A 15,404-nucleotide genomic window follows, 5' to 3' on the forward strand; every position below is an offset into this window, starting at 1 on the left:
TTATCAAATTCCGAGAATGCCCGGTCCGGCTTATGACGTATACCCCGCACGTCGGAGTATGCGACTCGTCTCGACGTACGAACGGTTGCTCTGGGGAAGCATGGACGCGCTCGGTATCTCGGGTTCGGTCGAGAGAAAGGTCGTCGCCGCCGTCGCCATCCAGTTCGCGGTCTCGCTCGCGCAGGCCGCGCTTCCGTGGGTCGCGACCGGCGCGCTCCGACTCGAACTCTCGGCGCTCCTCCTGTTCGGTGCCGGCCTCGCGTTCGTCAACACGATTATCATCACGCGAAAAGACATCGTCTCGCCGATCGAGTCCATCTCGTCGGCGGCCGCGGGCGTCGCGGCGGGCGACCTGTCGGCCCGCCCCCCGGACGTGAGCGGAACCGACGAGGTGGCCCGCCTCGCCGACGACTTCGGCGCGATGCACGACCACCTCTGCGTCGTCGCCTCGCAGGCGGGCGCGCTCGCCGACCAGCGGTTCGACGACCCGGCGCTCGACGAGAACTTACCGGGCGAGTTCGGTGACGCGCTCGACCGGATGCAGCGCGACCTCGCGGACTACACGCGCAACCTCCAGCACCTCGTGGAGGCGTTCGCGGAGGCGACTTCGCGGGCGCAGGCGGGCGACCTCACCGCCACCATCGACACCGACGACTGGGGCGTCGACGACGAGCGGTACGCGGAGGTCGCGGCGACCTACAACGACCTCGTCCGCACACTCTCGTCGACCATCGGCGAGGTGCAGTCGTTCGCACAGGAGGTGTCGGAGATGAGTTCGACCGCCCGCGAGCACGTCCGCCGGGCCGACGCCGCCAGCGAGGAAGTCGCCGCCTCGGTCACCGAAATCTCCGACGGCGCGGGGGCGCAGACGGAACACCTCCAGACCGTCTCCGACGAACTCAACACGCTCTCCGCGACCGTCGAGGAGATAGCCGCCTCCGCCGACGAGGTCGCCACCACGGCCGAGACGGCCTCCGAGCGCGGCGAGGTCGGCCGCGCCGCCGCGACCGAGGCGATGGAGGAGTTAGACACCGTGGAGGCCCGCATCGACCGCACCGCCGACGCCGTCGCGGAACTCACCGAGAGCATCGAGGAGATAGACGAAATCGCGGCGTTCATCGACCACGTCGGCTCGCAGACCGACCTGCTCGCCATCAACGCGGCCATCGAGGCCGCCCACGCGGGCGAGGCCGGCGACGGCTTCGGGGTCGTCGCACAGGAGGTCAAGTCGCTCGCCGAGGAGACCCGCGACTCCGCCGACGAGGTATCGGGCCTCATCGCAGACATCACCGAGCACTCCGAGGAGACGCTCGCCGACGTGCGGGAGATGAACCGGCAGGTCGCCGACAGTCTGGAGACGGTCACGGAGGCCATCGGCGAGTTCGAGACCATCGTGGACATGGTGACGGATATCGACGCCAGCGTGGCCGAGGTGAGCGCCGCGACCGACCAGCAGGCCGAGTCGGCGGCGGACATCGCCGCCCGCGTCGACGACGTGGCGAACATCTCCGAGGAGACCGCCGGCCAGTCGCGAACCGTCGTCGAGACCGCACAGGAGCAGTCCGAGTCCATCGGCGACCTCGCGGACCAGACCGAGGTGCTGTCGTCGCAGGCCGCCGACCTCGACGACCTCGTCGAGTCGTTCGAGGTGGTCGACGGCGAGCGAGCCGTCGCGCCGGGCGACGACTGAGTCGGGGTCGCCGGACGCGGGGCGCGGAACGCGGGACGCGGTACCACCCGACGACCCGCCGGCGGTGTCACCGCTTTTATCTACAACCTTATCCGTCACCCGCCCAAACTCACGCGCATGAAGATAGTGCCGGACACGAGCGCGGTCATCGACGGTCGCGTGTCCGAGCGAGTCGACGACGGCACCTACGAGGGTGCCGACGTACTCGTCCCCGAGGCGGTCGTCAGCGAACTCGAATCGCAGGCCAACGACGGCCGTGACACGGGCTGGGAGGGCCTTTCGGAGCTCCAGCGCCTCGCAGAGTTCGCCGACGACGGCGTCATCGACCTCAACTACGTCGGCCGTCGCCCGAGTTCGGGCGAGACGAAAGGTGCCGGCGAGGGCGACATCGACGCGCTCATCCGCGACATCGCCACCGAGCGGTCGGCGACGCTCCTGACGAGCGACGTGGTGCAGGCCGAAGTGGCGAAGGCGAAGGGCGTCTCGGTCGAGTACGTCGAGGCCGCGGTCCGCGGCTCCGGCGGGCTCATCATCGAGCGCTTCTTCGACGACCAGACGATGTCGGTCCACCTCAAGACCGACACCCGCCCGAAGGCCAAACGCGGCGCGGTCGGCGAGATGCACTACCAGCCCATCGCCGACGAGCCGACCGACGAGGCGACGATGAAGGAGTGGGCCGACGACATCGTCAACTCCGCCCGCGCCGCCACCGACGGCTTCGTCGAACTCTCCGAGCCGGGCATGGACATCGTCCAGTTCCGCGACTACCGCATCGCGGTCGCCCGCCCGCCGTTCGCCGACGGCATCGAAATCACCGCCGTCCGTCCCATCGTCAAGACCGAACTCGACGACTACGAGTTCGCCGACGAACTCCGCGACCGACTCTCCGAGCGCCAGCGCGGCGTCCTCATCGCCGGGTCGCCCGGGGCCGGGAAGTCCACGTTCGCGCAGGCGGTCGCCGAGTTCCTCAACGACAGCGACTACGCGGTCAAGACGATGGAGAAGCCGCGCGACCTCCAGGTCGGCCCCGACATCACCCAGTACACCGCCCTCGGCGGCGACATGGCGAAGACGGCCGACTCGCTGCTGCTCGTTCGCCCCGACTACACCATCTACGACGAGGTCAGAAAGACCGAGGACTTCTCCGTGTTCTCGGACATGCGGCTGGCGGGCGTCGGCATGGTCGGGGTCGTCCACGCCACCCGCGCCATCGACGCGCTCCAGCGCCTCGTCGGCCGGGTCGAACTCGGCATGATTCCGCAGGTCGTCGACACCGTCGTCTACATCGAAGACGGCGAGGTCCACACGGTGTACGACGTGCGCACCGAGGTGAAGGTGCCCGAGGGCCTCTTCGCGGAGGACCTCGCCCGTCCGGTCATCCAGATTCGGGACTTCGAGACCGGCACCCCGAAGTACGAGATTTACACGTTCAACCGGCAGGTCGTCACCGTCCCGCTCGGCGAGGACGGCGAGGAGAAGGAAAGCGGCGTCTCCCGGCTGGCGAAACAGGAAATCGAACGGGAGATTCGCTCCATCGCCCGCGGCCACGTCGACGTCGACTTGCAGGGCCAGAACCGCGCGGTCGTCTACGTCGAGGAAGACGACATCTCCTACGTCATCGGGAAGGGCGGCGGCCGCATCTCGGACGTGGAAGACCGACTCGGAATCGACATCGACGTGCGGACCCACGACGAGAAGCCCTCGTCGTCGGGGCAGCACGCGGGCGCGAACGCCGGCGGACAGTCCGGCGCGTCAGCCTCCGCGGGCGGGGCCGACGAGGGCGTCGTCGTGACGCCCGAGGTCACCTCGCGGCACGTCGTCGTTCGGATGGACGGCCACGTCGGTGAGACGGTCGAGGTCCGCGCCGACGGGGAGTACCTGTTCACGGCGACGGTCGGTCGCGGCGGCGACATTCAGGTCTCCCGCGGCAGCGCCATCGCCGAGGAACTGGAGAACGCAATCGACAGAAAACAGCAGATTACGGTCGTTCCGGCCTAACAGAACGGCCGAATCGTCGTTTTCGTCGGTCGGAGTTCGACCGGGTCGACACGTCGCAACTGGTCTCTTACGACACCGACTGCGAAGCGTGCGGTGGTTCCGCGGCGGTTCTGATTACTCGGCGCAGCAGGCCTTTTCCTTGCCGCCGTCGGCTTTGGCCTGCGCCTGCTGCGGCGCGAGATCGGTCAACTGATAGAGGTTCTGTCGGGCGTCGGCGAAGTAGACGTCCTCGTCGACGATACCGATTCCCTCCAGTCGTTCGAGCGCGTAGCGAACGGTTCGCGCCGAGAGCATCGACTCTTCGACGATGCCTTTCTGGGTGAGCGGACCGTTGTATTCGAGCACTTTGAAAACAAGCTTCGCACTCGGTGGGAGGTCGTCGAGACTCTCCTCTTCTGTTCCAGCCATCGTTACGAATCGAAACGCGCTACCAGCATAAACCTTGTTGGCCTGCGACCGGCCGACAACGCTTTATCCGCGGGGTGGCGGGAGGAACGAACGCCTTTTGACGCCGGATATCGCACGGGAACACATGGCCACGGAAACGCAGACCGGACTCTCCAGTCACATTCGCGGAGTGACGGTCACGACACTCGCCTGCCTCGCCGGCATCGCCGCCGCGGTGGTTTCGGGTGCTGTGGTGGGGACGAGTCCCGAGGCCGCGACCAATCAGTTGGCCGTGGGTATCCTCGGGGCGCTCGTCCTCATTCAGTTCCCCGTGCTCCGCGTCGTCGGCGTCGACGTCAACGGGTTCGGCGCGAAGGACTACCTCTACGTGGTGTTCATGACCTTCGCGCTCTGGTTCATCACGTTCGCCATCCTGCTGACTTCGGGTGTTCAGCTCTAACGATGGCCGACGATAGTATCGCCGTCGTCGACTTGGACCGGTGTTCCCCGGACCGTTGTAGCTACGAGTGCTCGAACTTCTGTCCGCCGAACCGGACGGGCAAAGAGTGCATCACGCTCCGCGGCGAGGACGCCGAGCAGGGCGGCCCCGACCAGGTGCGCATCTCCGAGGAAATCTGTCTCGGCGAGACCTGCGGCATCTGCGTCGAGAAATGCCCCTTCGATGCAATCGAAATCATCAACCTCCCGTCGGAGCTCGACGAGGAGCCGACCCACCGCTACGGCGAGAACGCCTTCTCGCTGTACGGGCTTCCGGTCCCCGAGGCCGGTTCGGTCACGGGCATCCTCGGCCCGAACGGTATCGGGAAGACGACCGCCGTCCGCGCCCTCGCGGGCGAGATGGTCCCCAACCTCGGCAACTACGACGACGACCCGACGTGGGAGGCCGTCCTCGACCGCTTCCGCGGGACCGAACTCCAGAACTACGTCGAGCAGGTCCGCGACGGCGAGGTCTCCATCGCGCGCAAGCCGCAGTACGTCGACCAGATTCCCAAGCAGTTCGACGGGACGGCGCGCGAACTCCTCGAAGCGACCGACGAGCGCGGCGCGCTCGACTCCTACATCGACCGCCTCGACATCGGGCCCGTCGTCGACAACGACATCGAGACGCTCTCCGGCGGCGAACTCCAGCGGGTCGCCCTCGCGGCGACGCTCGCCCGCGACCGCGACTTCTACTTCCTCGACGAGATTTCGCCGTACCTCGACATCGGCCAGCGCGTCACCGCCGCGCGGCTCATCCGCGAACTCGCGGAGGACGAAGACCGCGCGGTGCTCGTGGTCGAACACGACCTCGCCATCCTCGACCTGCTCGCCGACACGCTCCACGTCGCCTACGGTGAGCCCGGCGCGTACGGTGTCATCACCGACCCCAAGTCGGTCCGAAACGGCATCAACGAGTATCTGAAGGGCTACCTCTCGAACGAGAACATGCGCATCCGCCCGGAGGCCATCACCTTCGAGGAACACGCGCCGCGGGAGACGACGAAGGCCGAACCCCTCGTCGAGTACCCCGACCTCGCCAAGTCCTACGGCGACGGCGAGTTCTCGCTCGAAGTCGAATCCGGCACCATCTACAACGGCGAAGTGCTCGGCGTCGTCGGCCCGAACGGTATCGGGAAGTCGACGCTCGCACAGCTGTTTACGGGCGACCTGACGCCCGACGCGGGCGACCTCGACTTCGCGCTCGACATCTCCTACAAGCCGCAGTACATCGAAATCGACCAGCCGATGCGGGTCGACGCGTTCCTCTCGTCCATCACCGACCAGTTCGGTTCGTCGTACTGGAACACCGAAATCGCGAACCCGCTCCAGCTCAACCGCATCATGGAGCGCAACCTCACCGACCTCTCCGGCGGTGAGCGCCAGCGCGTCGCCATCGCGGCGTGTCTCTCGCAGGATGCCGACCTCTACCTGCTCGACGAGCCGTCGGCCCACCTCGACGTCGAACAGCGCGTGCAGGCCACCTCGGCCATCCGCCGCTACGCCGAGAACCACGACGCGACGGTCATGGTCATCGACCACGACATCTACATGATGGACCTGCTCGCGGACCGCCTGATGGTGTTCGACGGCGAGCCGTCCATCGAGGGCCACGCCTCGAAACCGCAGGAGATGCGCGACGGCATGAACGACTTCCTGTCGGACCTCGACATCACGTTCCGCCGCGACGAGCGCACCCAGCGCCCGCGCATCAACAAGCCCGACTCGCAACTCGACCGCGAGCAGAAGCGCGCCGGCGAGTACTACTACGCCGAGTAGCGACCCGGTCGCCCGTTCGCGTTTCCGTCCGCCTCGTTTTTGTTTCCGTTTTCGCTCCTTCGCTCTCGCTTTCGGTTAGCTCTCGGTCTCGGTTTCCTTCCGTCTCAGCCGGCGGTTTCTCGCCGCCGGCGACCCGGTTACACGCCGCGCCGCGAGTGACTCCGATGTTACTACGGACGTTTTCACGGCCACGCTCGAAGACGGGGATATGACGAACGATTCCCCATCCGACGGCTCGCTCACGGACGACACCCACCTCGGTCGGGTCGCGCTCCGCGTCGGCTCGCTCGACCGCGTCGTCCCGTTCTACCGCGACGTGGTCGGCCTCGCGGTCGAGCGCGAACGCGACGGGTCGCGGGCGGTGCTCTCGGCCGGCGAGACGCCCGTCGTCGTCCTCGACGAGGACTCCGACGCCCCCGAGCGCGGTCGCCGGGAGGCCGGGCTGTTCCACCTCGCGGTTCGCGTGCCCGACCGCGGCGCGCTCGGTGACGTGCTCGCCCGCGCCCGAACCCGCGCCGGCGACACGGGTGCGACGCTCTCCGGCGCGTCCGACCACCTCGTCAGCGAGGCGCTGTACTTCCGCGACCCGGAGGGCAACGGCGTCGAGGTCTACCGCGACCGCCCGCGCGAGGAGTGGCCGTGGACCGACGACCGCCGGGTGTCGATGGACACGCTCCCGCTGGACCTCGGTGCGCTCGCGGACGACGCCGCCGGCGACGAGGTCGCGCCCGCCGGCACCGACCTCGGCCACGTCCACCTCGAAGTCACGAACGTCCCTCGTTCGCGGGATTTCTACGTCGACGCACTCGGTATGCGCGTCCGCGACGAGGGTTACCCCGGCGCGGCGTTCGTCGCCGCCGGCGAGTACCACCATCACGTCGGCCTGAACAGTTGGAACACCCGAAGCGCCCCGGCCGGCGGGAGCCGCGGCATCGAGTGGTTCGAAGTCGTCGTCCCCGACGCCGCGACGCTCGACGCGGTCCGCGAGTCGCTGGTCGACGCCGGCCACGAGATCGAACAGGACGGGTCCGACGAGCCCGGGTCCGGCGACGGCGACGCGACTGACGCGGCCGACGCGTCAACCGCGACCGAGTCGCTCGTCCTCTCCGACCCCGACGGAATCGGCGTTCGCGTCGTTCGCAGCCGCTGACGCGTCGGGTTTCCCGAACGAATAATTTTGTCGCTGGTCGCCCAACGCGACGGTATGATATCGAGCGAGTCGAGCGAGCGCCGTCGCGGGCTCACCCTCCGGAGCCCGGCGTTCGACGACGGATGCCCGATACCCCGCCCCCACGGCTACGCGGCCGCAAACGAGAATCCGCCGCTCCGCATCGGCGGCGTGCCACCCGGGACCGCCTCGCTCGCCCTCGTGATGGACGACCCCGACGCCGTGAAGCCCGCGGGCGAGGTGTGGGACCACTGGCTCGTCTGGAACGTCGCCCCCGAGACGGACGCCATCGCGGCGGGCGAGACGCCACCGGGCGCGGTCGAGGGAACGAACAGCTACGGCGAGCGGGGCTACGGCGGCCCGAACCCGCCGGACGGCGAGCACACCTACCGGTTCCTGCTGTACGCGCTCGATGCACCCCTCGACCTCGACGCGGGCGCGACGAAGGCCGACCTGAAGCGCGCCATCGCGGGACACGTCGTCGCCGAGACGAAACTGACCGGGTGCTACGCGCTCTGACCCGGCCGAAAACGGGTCCCTCGCTCACCGGCCGCCGTCGGACTCCACGACCGCACCTGCGCCGTCGTCGCCCGCCAGAAGCGTCACGTCGTAGCCGAAGGCCCGAATCACGTCGAGGTTCGTCCGCACGTGGTCCGTGACGGCGGGAATCCGCAGGCGACCCCCGGCGAGCGCGACCCAGACGAGCAGCTGGTCGGCCATGTGTCGGTCCACGGGCGCGTCGCCGCCGAGCCAGTCGAGAAACGACGCGGCCGCCCGCGACCCGACCGCCTCGGCCGGCGTGCCGCGCTCGCCGTAGGCGTCGAAGCCGGCGACGACCGACTCGGAGCCGTCGCCGGCGCGCTCGTCATCCTCTCCCCGCGCGACGGCGACCACGACCGACCCGGGCGAGTCGCTTTCGACCGACGAGACCGCGGCGTGAACGGGGAGCTCGACGCCCGCCTCGGCGAGCGCGTCGCGGACGCCTTCGACCTGCCGGTCGGCCACCGCGGCGGCCGCGAGCGAGCCGCTTTCGACCGAGTAGACCCGGAGTTCGTCGGGGTCCGCGCGGCGGTCCAGCGCCAGCGGGGTCGGCTCGGCCGGTTCGATGCGGAGCGAAAGCCTTCCGCCGCCGGCCGGGTAGAAGCCGCGGCGGGGCACCGAGACGCCGAACTCGACGCCGAACGCCGAACACAGCGGGCGCTTTACGTACCGGAGGTAGTCGGCCGGCGGCGACCACCGAACGTCGGTGCCGCCGGTGACGGTGAGCGAAAGCGGGTCGTCGAGGGCGACGGCCGCCGGGAGCACCGTCTCACAGACGAGCGTCGCGCTCCCGGCCGTGCCGACGGCGACCTCGACGGGGTCGGTTCGGACGCGGTCGGGCGAAAAGCGGAGCGTCGAGGAGCCGACCTCGCCGCCCTCGACCGCGGCGTTCGAGACGGCCGCCGCGACCGAGACGCAGGCGACGTGCTGGGCCTTCAGTCCGGGCGTCGAGCGGTTCCCGCGGACGTTCGTCATCTCGAACGATTCGCCGGTGACGAGCGAGAGCGCGAGGGCGGTTCGCAGGGGTTGGCCGCCGCCGTTTCGGCCGTCGAGTCGTCGCATTCAGCGGACGACGGTGACGGGGCAGGACGCCCGTTCGACCAGTTCCTTGGCGACGCTGCCGACCAGCCCCTCGTAGCGCTTCGAGAGGCCGCGGTGGCCGACGAAGATGCCGTCCGCGTCCGCCTCGTCGGCGTAGGCCGGAATCGCCTCGACGGGGTCGCCGTAGAGGAGTTCCGTGGCCGCGTCGACGCCGGCGTCGGCGGCGCGTTCGGCGGCCGCGTTGAGGACGCGTTCGGCGCGCGATTCCGCGTCTTCGAGGCTCTCGGCGACGATGCGGTCGCCCGTCCCCGCAACGCCCGCGACCGGCTCCTCGCCGCCTTCGACGAGGACCTGCGGTTCGACCGCGTGGACGATTGTGACCGTCGCACCCAGCGGTTCGAGCATCGAAAGCGCGTGGTCGAGCGCTCTGTCGGCGGCCGCAGAGCCGTCTACTGCAACGACGAAGTTCATACCTGAATACAGGTGCCGAGACGAGAAAAAGGGTGAGTCGAGACGGAGCGAGACGGAACGAGACGAGACGGGCGGGACTCGCGTTCGGGCGCTAGTGGACGAGCCGACTGCAAGTGCCACAGAGGTTCTCTTCTTTCACGTCGACCTCTCGGACCGTCGGCGAGAAGGACATGACGCACTTGTTGTTGTCGCAGTGTTCGAGGCCGAGGGTGTGGCCGATTTCGTGGACGACCTCTTTTCGCACGCGGTCGGACAGCACCTCCTCGGCGGGTTTGTTCGTGATGCCGCCGTCGCTGGAGGTTTGGAGACGGTACGTGGAGATGACGGAGCCGTTGCCGTTGAGGTACGCGAGGCCGAAGACGTAGTTTCGGCGGCGGTAGTAGAGGTCTTTTTCGGTGATGCCGATGTTCTTCTCGCCGCGCCCGATGCGGCTCGCCAGCTCGATGAACTGCTCGGCCCGGTACTGGTTTCGGCTCCGGTCGAACGCGCCCTCGGGTATCGCCTGATTCGATTGCACGGTCACGTCGCAGTCGTAGACGGAGCGGAGTCCGGCGGATGCCTCCCGCTTGACGGCCGCAGAAATATCCCCGATAGGCACGATATCGACGAGCATGCGAGGGATTAAGCGGGGACGCTTCATAAATATCCCGACGTGAAAAAATCGCTGCGCGACGCGCTCGTCAGACGGTTGTCGGGGTACGACCGCGCGGTCGAAGTCGGGGTCGGCCGGGAGCCGTCGGTGGCGGCCGCCCTCGCCGCCCGCGGGGTCGACGTGGTCGCCGTCGACGTGCACGACTTCCCCGTCCCCGACGACGTCTCGTTCGTCCGCGACGACGTGTTCGCCCGCGCCGACGCCGCCGACCTCGGCCCCTACGCCGCCGCCGAGGTCGTCTACGCGCTGAACGTCCCCGTCGAACTCCACCGCCCCGCCGCGGAGGTCGCCCGCCGCGCCGACGCCGACTTCCTGTTTACCACGCTCGGCTACGACGAGCCCTCGATTCCGGTCTCCCGCGAGTCGCTGCCGGGCGACACCTTGTACGCCGCCGAGCGCGGGCGACGGGACCAGCGCGCCCGGCGGGACTCTCCCGGTCGGTCCCAAGAGTAAGGCACTTGCCCGCTCGTCGCGGGCTTCCGGTATGCACGCGGACGCTGTCGTCCTCGATATCGACGGAGTGCTCGTCGACGTCGCCGACTCCTACCGGCGCGCCATCGTCGAATCCGTGGACCGACACTACGGCACGACCATCTCCCGCGACGAGGTCCAACTGTTCAAGGACGCCGGCGGCTTCAACAACGACTGGGAACTCACCTACGCGGCGGCGCTGTCCGTCCTCGCCGCCCGCGAGGCCGACCTGTCGGTCGCCGCGTTCACCGGCGAAATCGAGGCCCGCGGCGGCGGCCTCGACGCTGCCGAGGCGACCGTCGAGGCCCTGCTCTCGGAGCCGAGCGTCGTCTTCGACGAGTGGGACCCCGAGGCGCTCCGCGAGACGTTTCAGGCGCTCTACCTCGGGAGCGACCTGTACCGCGACCTCGAAGGCGGCGACCCGCCGTTCGAGGCCCCCGGCTACATCCACGACGAACCGGTGCTCCTCCGCCCGGAGACGCTCGACGCCCTCGGCGACCGCGAACTCGGCGTCGTCACGGGTCGTCCCGCCGCCGAGGCCGACATCGCGCTCGACCGCGTCAACCTCGACGTGGCCGACGACCACCGGTTCACGATGGACGACTGGGAGGAGGGCAAGCCCCACCCCGCCGCGCTCGTGACGGTCGCGGAGCGCCTCGGAGCCGACTCGGTCGTCTTCGTCGGCGACACCCTCGACGACGTGAAGACGGCGCTGAACGCCGACGCCGCCGACCCCGAGCGCGTCTACTACGGCGTGGGCGTCCTCTCGGGCGGTCTGACCGGCGACGACGGCCGACAGAAGTTCTCCGAAATCGGTGCGGCCGCCGTCGTCGAGGACGTGAACGAGGTTCCGGACCTGCTCGACTGATGGCTCAGACGCCGACTCAGACTCCCGTTTCGCCGCCGGAGGGTCGCTGATGGGACACCTCCGCGCCTTCGTCGTCACGCTGCTCGCGCTCGACGCGCTCGTGGTCGTCGTCGGGACGTACCTCCTCCCGCCGGACCCGTTCGCGCAGTTGGTCCTCCTCGGGCCGCTCCTGCTTTTGGCCCCGGTGGTCGCGTGGTGGCTCGTCTACCGCGACGGCTTCGAGCGGGTGCAGGCGCTCGTCGAGTCCGACGGCGGGGGTCGATAGCGCCGTCCACCCGCCGCCGCCCGCCCGCGAACACAGGCAGAACCGACCGGTCGCACAACCCTTTAGGTCGGCTCGGTCCGGAGGTGTGTGTATGCGAATCGCACTCCTCGGTGGGTCCGGCGACATCGGCGAGGGCCTCGCCCTCCGCTGGGCCTACCACACCGACCACGAGGTCATCGTCGGGTCGCGCGACCCCGACAAGGCCCGCGCGAAGGCCGACGAGTACGAAACCGAACTCTCCAGCCGCGGCCGCGACGTGAAGGTAAACGGCTTCACGAACGAGATGGCCGCCGACCGCGCCTCCGTGGTCGTCCTCGCCGTGCCGCCGTACCACGTCTCCGACACCGTCGAGGCCGTTTCCGACTCGCTGTCCGAGGGCGACGTGCTCGTCACGCCCGCGGCGGGCATGAAGCGCGACGACGACGGCTTCCACTACCACCCGCCGAAGGCCGGGAGCGTGACGGCGCTCGTCGCCGACGCGGCCCCCGACGACGTGCCGGTCGTCGGCGCGTTCCACAACCTCGCGGCCGGCCGACTGGCCGACCTCGACGCCGACCTCGGTATCGACACGCTGCTCGTCGCCGACGACGAGGACGCCAAAGAGACGGTGCGCCTGCTCGCCGAGGGCATCGACGGCCTCCGCGCGCTCGACGGCGGCGGCCTCGCCAACGCCCCCGAAATCGAGGGTATCACCCCGCTTCTCATCAACGTCGCGCGGAACAACGACGGCCTACACGACCTCGGCATCCGGTTCAAGTAGCGCCGTCCGACCCGCGCCCGAAGCCATTTTTCACGACAGTTCTGACCGCGGCACTGTCGCGGCCTCCCCGTAGAGCGTCCGCGCCACGAGCAGTCCGACGACGACGACGAGCGCGACGCAGGCGAGGTACTCGACGCGGAAGCCGACCACCTCGGCCAGCGGGACGGCCACGAGCGGGCCGAGCGTCGACCCCGAGTCGCCGAAGACGTTGTAGACGCCGCCGAGTTTGCCCACGTCGTCGGCCGGGCTGAGGTCTCCGAGATAGGCCAAAAGCGGCGGGTTCGACCCGCCGACGCCGACGCCGATGAGCGCCACGCCCGCGAGCGTCGAGGGGAGCGTCGGTACGAGCGCCAGCAGGGCGAACCCGGCCGCGAGGACGCCCAGCGCGGGGAGCGTCAGCGCCGCGCGGTTCGACAGACGGTCGGAGTACCGGCCGACGACGAGCGTCGTGACGCTCGACGCGACGACGCCGACGGCCATCACGACGCCGCTGACGCCGGCCCCCGACAGCCCGCCGAGCGAGATGTCGTTCGCCGTCGCGTACAGCACGGCCGTCGAGAGGAGGACGCCCGAAAACAGGAATCGGACGGCGAAGTTGACGGTGCCGACGGTGAAGATGCGGATGTCGGCGCTGACAAGCCGCGGCACCTCGCGGAGCGAACTCGCCGCCGTCACGTCGGTTTTCACGTCCGGGAGGACGGAGATGGCGACGAGGGCGGCGAACAGCCCCGCGCACCCCGCGACGGCGAACGCGGTGGCGTAGCCGAACGCGTCGGTGACGAGGCCGCCGACGACGAGGCCCGCGGGGAAGCCGAGGCTCTGCCCGCCGCGCATGTAGCCGACCCACTTCCCGCGGTTTCCGTCCGAGGTGACGTGGGTGATGGTGCTGAACGCGCCGACGAAGACGAACGCCGAGCCGACGCCCCAGCAGGCCCGCGACAGGAGGAAGACGGTCGCGCTGTCGAGCGGAATCGGCCCGGGGTTCAGCCCGAGGACGTAGCCGAACGGCGACAGCCCCTGCACGACGAAGCCGGCTATCATCGGCCGGCGCGTCCCCATCCGGTCGAGTATCTGCCCGGCGGGCGTGTTCACGACCAGCCGGGTGAACCGGTTGGCCGAGAGGATGAGACCGACCACGAACGGCGTGATGCCGATGATGGGGCCGAGCGTCGGGAGCGTCGGGAAGGCGACGCCCGCGCCGACGCCGCCGAAGAAGACGCCCGCGATGAGGCTGCCCGCGACGAACTCGACTGACGGCTCGTCGCCGCCGAACAGCCGACTCACGCCGCCGACCCTCGGGAGGCGGACGCGGCGCGGTGGGGCGTGGGATGCGCGGGAGCGGACTGGGAGTCGCGGGTTCGAGGGGCGTGCATCGAGAGGGTGCGCTATCGTAAACGCACGCTCTTGGTGCTTTGCAATCGGGCCGTCTCGTCCGGGAACTGCGGGCGTCGGCGCGGCGAGCGACTACCGGCGTCGTCGTCGCGGTCGCGGTCGTGGGACCCCGTCTCAGAAGCGGGCTTTCAGCTCGTCGCGCAGGTCGTCGAGCGAGGCGTCTTTCATCGACAGCAGGACGAGCAGGTGGTAGACGAGGTCGGCGCTCTCGTAGAGCAGTTCCTCGCCGTCGTCGTCCTTGGCCGCGAGGATGGTCTCCGTCGTCTCCTCGCCGAGCTTTTCGAGGACGTAGTTCTCGCCTTTCTCGTGGGTGAAAAGCGTCGTCGTGTAGGAGTCTTCGGGGAGGTCGGCTTTGCGCGACTCGATGGTCGCAAAGAGTTCGTCCAAGACCTCGTCGGTCGGGGTGTCGGCGTCCATGGTCGCACGACGGGCGGGCGCGGAAAAAGACCCTCTGGTTCCGGCGAGCGGCCGTCACTCAGCCAGTTAGCCGGCCGCTCAGGCGTCGATTTCGACCGCCAGTTCGTCGAAGAACGCGAGGTCGTGGAGGCGGCTGTCGGGCGTCAACTCGGGGTGGAACGACGTGCCGACGACGGGGCCGTCGCGGACGGCGACGGGGTTGCCGTCCCACTCGGCGAGCACCTCGACGCCCTCGCCGACCTCGTCGATGAGGGGCGCGCGGATGAACACCGCGGGGAACGGCGAGTCGAGACCGGCCACGTCCAGCGGGGCCTCGAAGCTGTCGACCTGCCGGCCGAAGGCGTTGCGGTCGACCGTCGCGTCGAGGAGGTCGAGCGTCGTCACGCGGTCGTCCTTGGCGTCGCGGGAGGCGACGATGAGGCCGGCACAAGTGGCGAGGACGGGCTTTTCAGCCTCGACGTGGGCGCGAATCTCGTCGGCGATGCCCTCGCGTTCGAGGAGTCTGGAGATGGTTGTCGACTCCCCGCCTGGCATGAGTAACACGTCGCAGTCGGGGACGAGGCCGTCGCTTCGAATCTCGACGATTTCGGCGTCGACGCCGTGGGCCTCGGCGGCCCGCTCGACGGCGTCGGCGTGTTCGGACACGTCGCCTTGCACGGCGACGACACCGGCGCGTAGCGTAGTCATAGACGGGTCTCGGGAAGCCGTGGACAAAAAGCGTCCGTTCGGCGGTCGGCGCGGTTCAGAACGCGAGCGAGTTCAGCACCAGCACGCCGATGCCGAACAGCGCCCCCGCGGCGAAGATGGTCTTGGGGTTGACTCGAATCGCGTTGCGGTCCTCCGCGTCGAAGTAGCGGACGAGGCCCGCACTCGACATCAGACCGCCGCTGTTCTGGCCCTTGCTCATGTTCCACCGTCCGTGCGTCCGCCGCCTAAACGTTTCGGCTCGCTCCGGTCCCGGGGGTCGCCCGGCCGGAACGCCTCCCGACTTGCCGGCGAATCCGCTC

18 protein-coding genes are annotated in these 15,404 nt (G+C 69.1%); 10 read left to right on the plus strand and 8 right to left on the minus strand.

The genetic code is table 11. The features are described 5' to 3' along the window. Positions 1–58 precede the first annotated feature (58 nt). Positions 59–1,690: a methyl-accepting chemotaxis protein gene (locus tag E4P24_RS02325; protein WP_188148057.1), complete on the plus strand. Its 1,632-nt coding sequence runs from the start codon at positions 59–61 to the stop codon at positions 1,688–1,690. 117 nt (positions 1,691–1,807) lie between these two features. Beyond that, complete coding sequence (locus tag E4P24_RS02330; RefSeq protein WP_004065310.1) at positions 1,808–3,688, plus strand: PINc/VapC family ATPase; 1,881 nt, start codon at positions 1,808–1,810, stop codon at positions 3,686–3,688. Between the two features lie 114 nt (positions 3,689–3,802). Here E4P24_RS02330 and E4P24_RS02335 read toward each other — a convergent pair whose 3' ends face one another. After that, on the minus strand, positions 3,803–4,096 hold the full coding sequence (locus E4P24_RS02335) for a helix-turn-helix domain-containing protein (RefSeq protein ID WP_004044502.1): 294 nt from the start codon (positions 4,094–4,096) through the stop codon (positions 3,803–3,805). A gap of 124 nt (positions 4,097–4,220) precedes the next feature. Between E4P24_RS02335 and E4P24_RS02340 the strand changes: the two genes are divergently transcribed. The 4 genes from E4P24_RS02340 (at position 4,221) to E4P24_RS02355 (ending at position 8,039) form a co-directional block, all read left to right on the plus strand. Next, a complete protein-coding gene (locus E4P24_RS02340; RefSeq protein WP_004044501.1) occupies positions 4,221–4,535 on the plus strand; it encodes a hypothetical protein in 315 nt (104 codons plus the stop codon). A 2-nt stretch (positions 4,536–4,537) separates the two neighbouring features. Then, entirely contained in the window at positions 4,538–6,352 is a 1,815-nt protein-coding gene (locus E4P24_RS02345) for a ribosome biogenesis/translation initiation ATPase RLI (protein WP_004044500.1), read from the plus strand. Between the two features lie 208 nt (positions 6,353–6,560). Then, entirely contained in the window at positions 6,561–7,502 is a 942-nt protein-coding gene (locus tag E4P24_RS02350; protein ID WP_115802129.1) for a VOC family protein, read from the plus strand. A gap of 54 nt (positions 7,503–7,556) precedes the next feature. Beyond that, a complete protein-coding gene (locus tag E4P24_RS02355) occupies positions 7,557–8,039 on the plus strand; it encodes a YbhB/YbcL family Raf kinase inhibitor-like protein (RefSeq protein WP_115802130.1) in 483 nt (160 codons plus the stop codon). A gap of 24 nt (positions 8,040–8,063) precedes the next feature. On the opposite strand, the gene rtcA is transcribed toward E4P24_RS02355, so the two are convergent. From rtcA to E4P24_RS02370, 3 genes are all read right to left on the minus strand, one after another. Further along, positions 8,064–9,122, minus strand: coding sequence for an RNA 3'-terminal phosphate cyclase (gene rtcA, locus E4P24_RS02360; RefSeq protein ID WP_188148058.1), 1,059 nt, complete (start codon positions 9,120–9,122; stop codon positions 8,064–8,066). Then, positions 9,123–9,572 carry a universal stress protein gene (locus E4P24_RS02365; RefSeq protein WP_004065305.1) on the minus strand — a complete coding sequence of 150 codons (450 nt, stop codon included), beginning with the start codon at positions 9,570–9,572 and terminating at the stop codon, positions 9,123–9,125. A 91-nt stretch (positions 9,573–9,663) separates the two neighbouring features. Next, positions 9,664–10,185: an archaemetzincin family Zn-dependent metalloprotease gene (locus E4P24_RS02370; protein WP_004065304.1), complete on the minus strand. Its 522-nt coding sequence runs from the start codon at positions 10,183–10,185 to the stop codon at positions 9,664–9,666. A 39-nt stretch (positions 10,186–10,224) separates the two neighbouring features. On the opposite strand from E4P24_RS02370, the gene E4P24_RS02375 reads away from it, so the two are divergent. The 4 genes from E4P24_RS02375 (at position 10,225) to npdG (ending at position 12,588) form a co-directional block, all read left to right on the plus strand. Then, a complete protein-coding gene (locus E4P24_RS02375) occupies positions 10,225–10,677 on the plus strand; it encodes a UPF0146 family protein (protein WP_188148059.1) in 453 nt (150 codons plus the stop codon). A gap of 31 nt (positions 10,678–10,708) precedes the next feature. Beyond that, positions 10,709–11,563 (plus strand): TIGR01548 family HAD-type hydrolase, encoded by an 855-nt coding sequence (locus E4P24_RS02380; RefSeq protein ID WP_115802133.1) that lies wholly within the window; start codon positions 10,709–10,711, stop codon positions 11,561–11,563. Between the two features lie 49 nt (positions 11,564–11,612). Beyond that, complete coding sequence (locus E4P24_RS02385; RefSeq protein ID WP_115891390.1) at positions 11,613–11,828, plus strand: hypothetical protein; 216 nt, start codon at positions 11,613–11,615, stop codon at positions 11,826–11,828. Between the two features lie 91 nt (positions 11,829–11,919). Beyond that, positions 11,920–12,588 (plus strand): NADPH-dependent F420 reductase, encoded by a 669-nt coding sequence (gene npdG / locus E4P24_RS02390; RefSeq protein WP_115860488.1) that lies wholly within the window; start codon positions 11,920–11,922, stop codon positions 12,586–12,588. Between the two features lie 30 nt (positions 12,589–12,618). On the opposite strand, the gene E4P24_RS02395 is transcribed toward npdG, so the two are convergent. The 4 genes from E4P24_RS02395 to E4P24_RS02410 all read right to left on the minus strand — a co-directional run bounded on the left by E4P24_RS02395 (position 12,619) and on the right by E4P24_RS02410 (position 15,304). After that, complete coding sequence (locus tag E4P24_RS02395; protein WP_188148060.1) at positions 12,619–13,872, minus strand: MFS transporter; 1,254 nt, start codon at positions 13,870–13,872, stop codon at positions 12,619–12,621. Positions 13,873–14,094: 222 nt separating this feature from the next. Beyond that, complete coding sequence (gene hisE, locus E4P24_RS02400; protein WP_004044489.1) at positions 14,095–14,397, minus strand: phosphoribosyl-ATP diphosphatase; 303 nt, start codon at positions 14,395–14,397, stop codon at positions 14,095–14,097. Positions 14,398–14,475: 78 nt separating this feature from the next. Next, positions 14,476–15,084, minus strand: coding sequence for a pyridoxal 5'-phosphate synthase glutaminase subunit PdxT (gene pdxT / locus E4P24_RS02405; protein WP_004044488.1), 609 nt, complete (start codon positions 15,082–15,084; stop codon positions 14,476–14,478). 55 nt (positions 15,085–15,139) lie between these two features. After that, positions 15,140–15,304: a preprotein translocase subunit Sec61beta gene (locus tag E4P24_RS02410; RefSeq protein WP_004044487.1), complete on the minus strand. Its 165-nt coding sequence runs from the start codon at positions 15,302–15,304 to the stop codon at positions 15,140–15,142. Positions 15,305–15,404: the final 100 nt, after the last annotated feature.

The organism is Haloferax sp. AS1, from assembly GCF_014530665.1.
GTDB lineage: Archaea > Halobacteriota > Halobacteria > Halobacteriales > Haloferacaceae > Haloferax > Haloferax volcanii.

Coding starts and splice junctions, on each gene's coding strand:
- E4P24_RS02380 (WP_115802133.1), top strand. CDS start 10,709: ATGCACGCGGACGCTGTCGTCCTCGATATCGACGGAGTGCTCGTCGAC.
- hisE (WP_004044489.1), bottom strand. CDS start 14,397: ATGGACGCCGACACCCCGACCGACGAGGTCTTGGACGAACTCTTTGCG.
- E4P24_RS02350 (WP_115802129.1), top strand. CDS start 6,561: ATGACGAACGATTCCCCATCCGACGGCTCGCTCACGGACGACACCCAC.
- E4P24_RS02410 (WP_004044487.1), bottom strand. CDS start 15,304: ATGAGCAAGGGCCAGAACAGCGGCGGTCTGATGTCGAGTGCGGGCCTC.
- rtcA (WP_188148058.1), bottom strand. CDS start 9,122: ATGCGACGACTCGACGGCCGAAACGGCGGCGGCCAACCCCTGCGAACC.
- E4P24_RS02355 (WP_115802130.1), top strand. CDS start 7,557: ATGATATCGAGCGAGTCGAGCGAGCGCCGTCGCGGGCTCACCCTCCGG.
- E4P24_RS02340 (WP_004044501.1), top strand. CDS start 4,221: ATGGCCACGGAAACGCAGACCGGACTCTCCAGTCACATTCGCGGAGTG.
- E4P24_RS02325 (WP_188148057.1), top strand. CDS start 59: ATGCGACTCGTCTCGACGTACGAACGGTTGCTCTGGGGAAGCATGGAC.
- pdxT (WP_004044488.1), bottom strand. CDS start 15,084: ATGACTACGCTACGCGCCGGTGTCGTCGCCGTGCAAGGCGACGTGTCC.
- E4P24_RS02335 (WP_004044502.1), bottom strand. CDS start 4,096: ATGGCTGGAACAGAAGAGGAGAGTCTCGACGACCTCCCACCGAGTGCG.
- E4P24_RS02345 (WP_004044500.1), top strand. CDS start 4,538: ATGGCCGACGATAGTATCGCCGTCGTCGACTTGGACCGGTGTTCCCCG.
- npdG (WP_115860488.1), top strand. CDS start 11,920: ATGCGAATCGCACTCCTCGGTGGGTCCGGCGACATCGGCGAGGGCCTC.
- E4P24_RS02330 (WP_004065310.1), top strand. CDS start 1,808: ATGAAGATAGTGCCGGACACGAGCGCGGTCATCGACGGTCGCGTGTCC.
- E4P24_RS02370 (WP_004065304.1), bottom strand. CDS start 10,185: ATGCTCGTCGATATCGTGCCTATCGGGGATATTTCTGCGGCCGTCAAG.
- E4P24_RS02385 (WP_115891390.1), top strand. CDS start 11,613: ATGGGACACCTCCGCGCCTTCGTCGTCACGCTGCTCGCGCTCGACGCG.
- E4P24_RS02365 (WP_004065305.1), bottom strand. CDS start 9,572: ATGAACTTCGTCGTTGCAGTAGACGGCTCTGCGGCCGCCGACAGAGCG.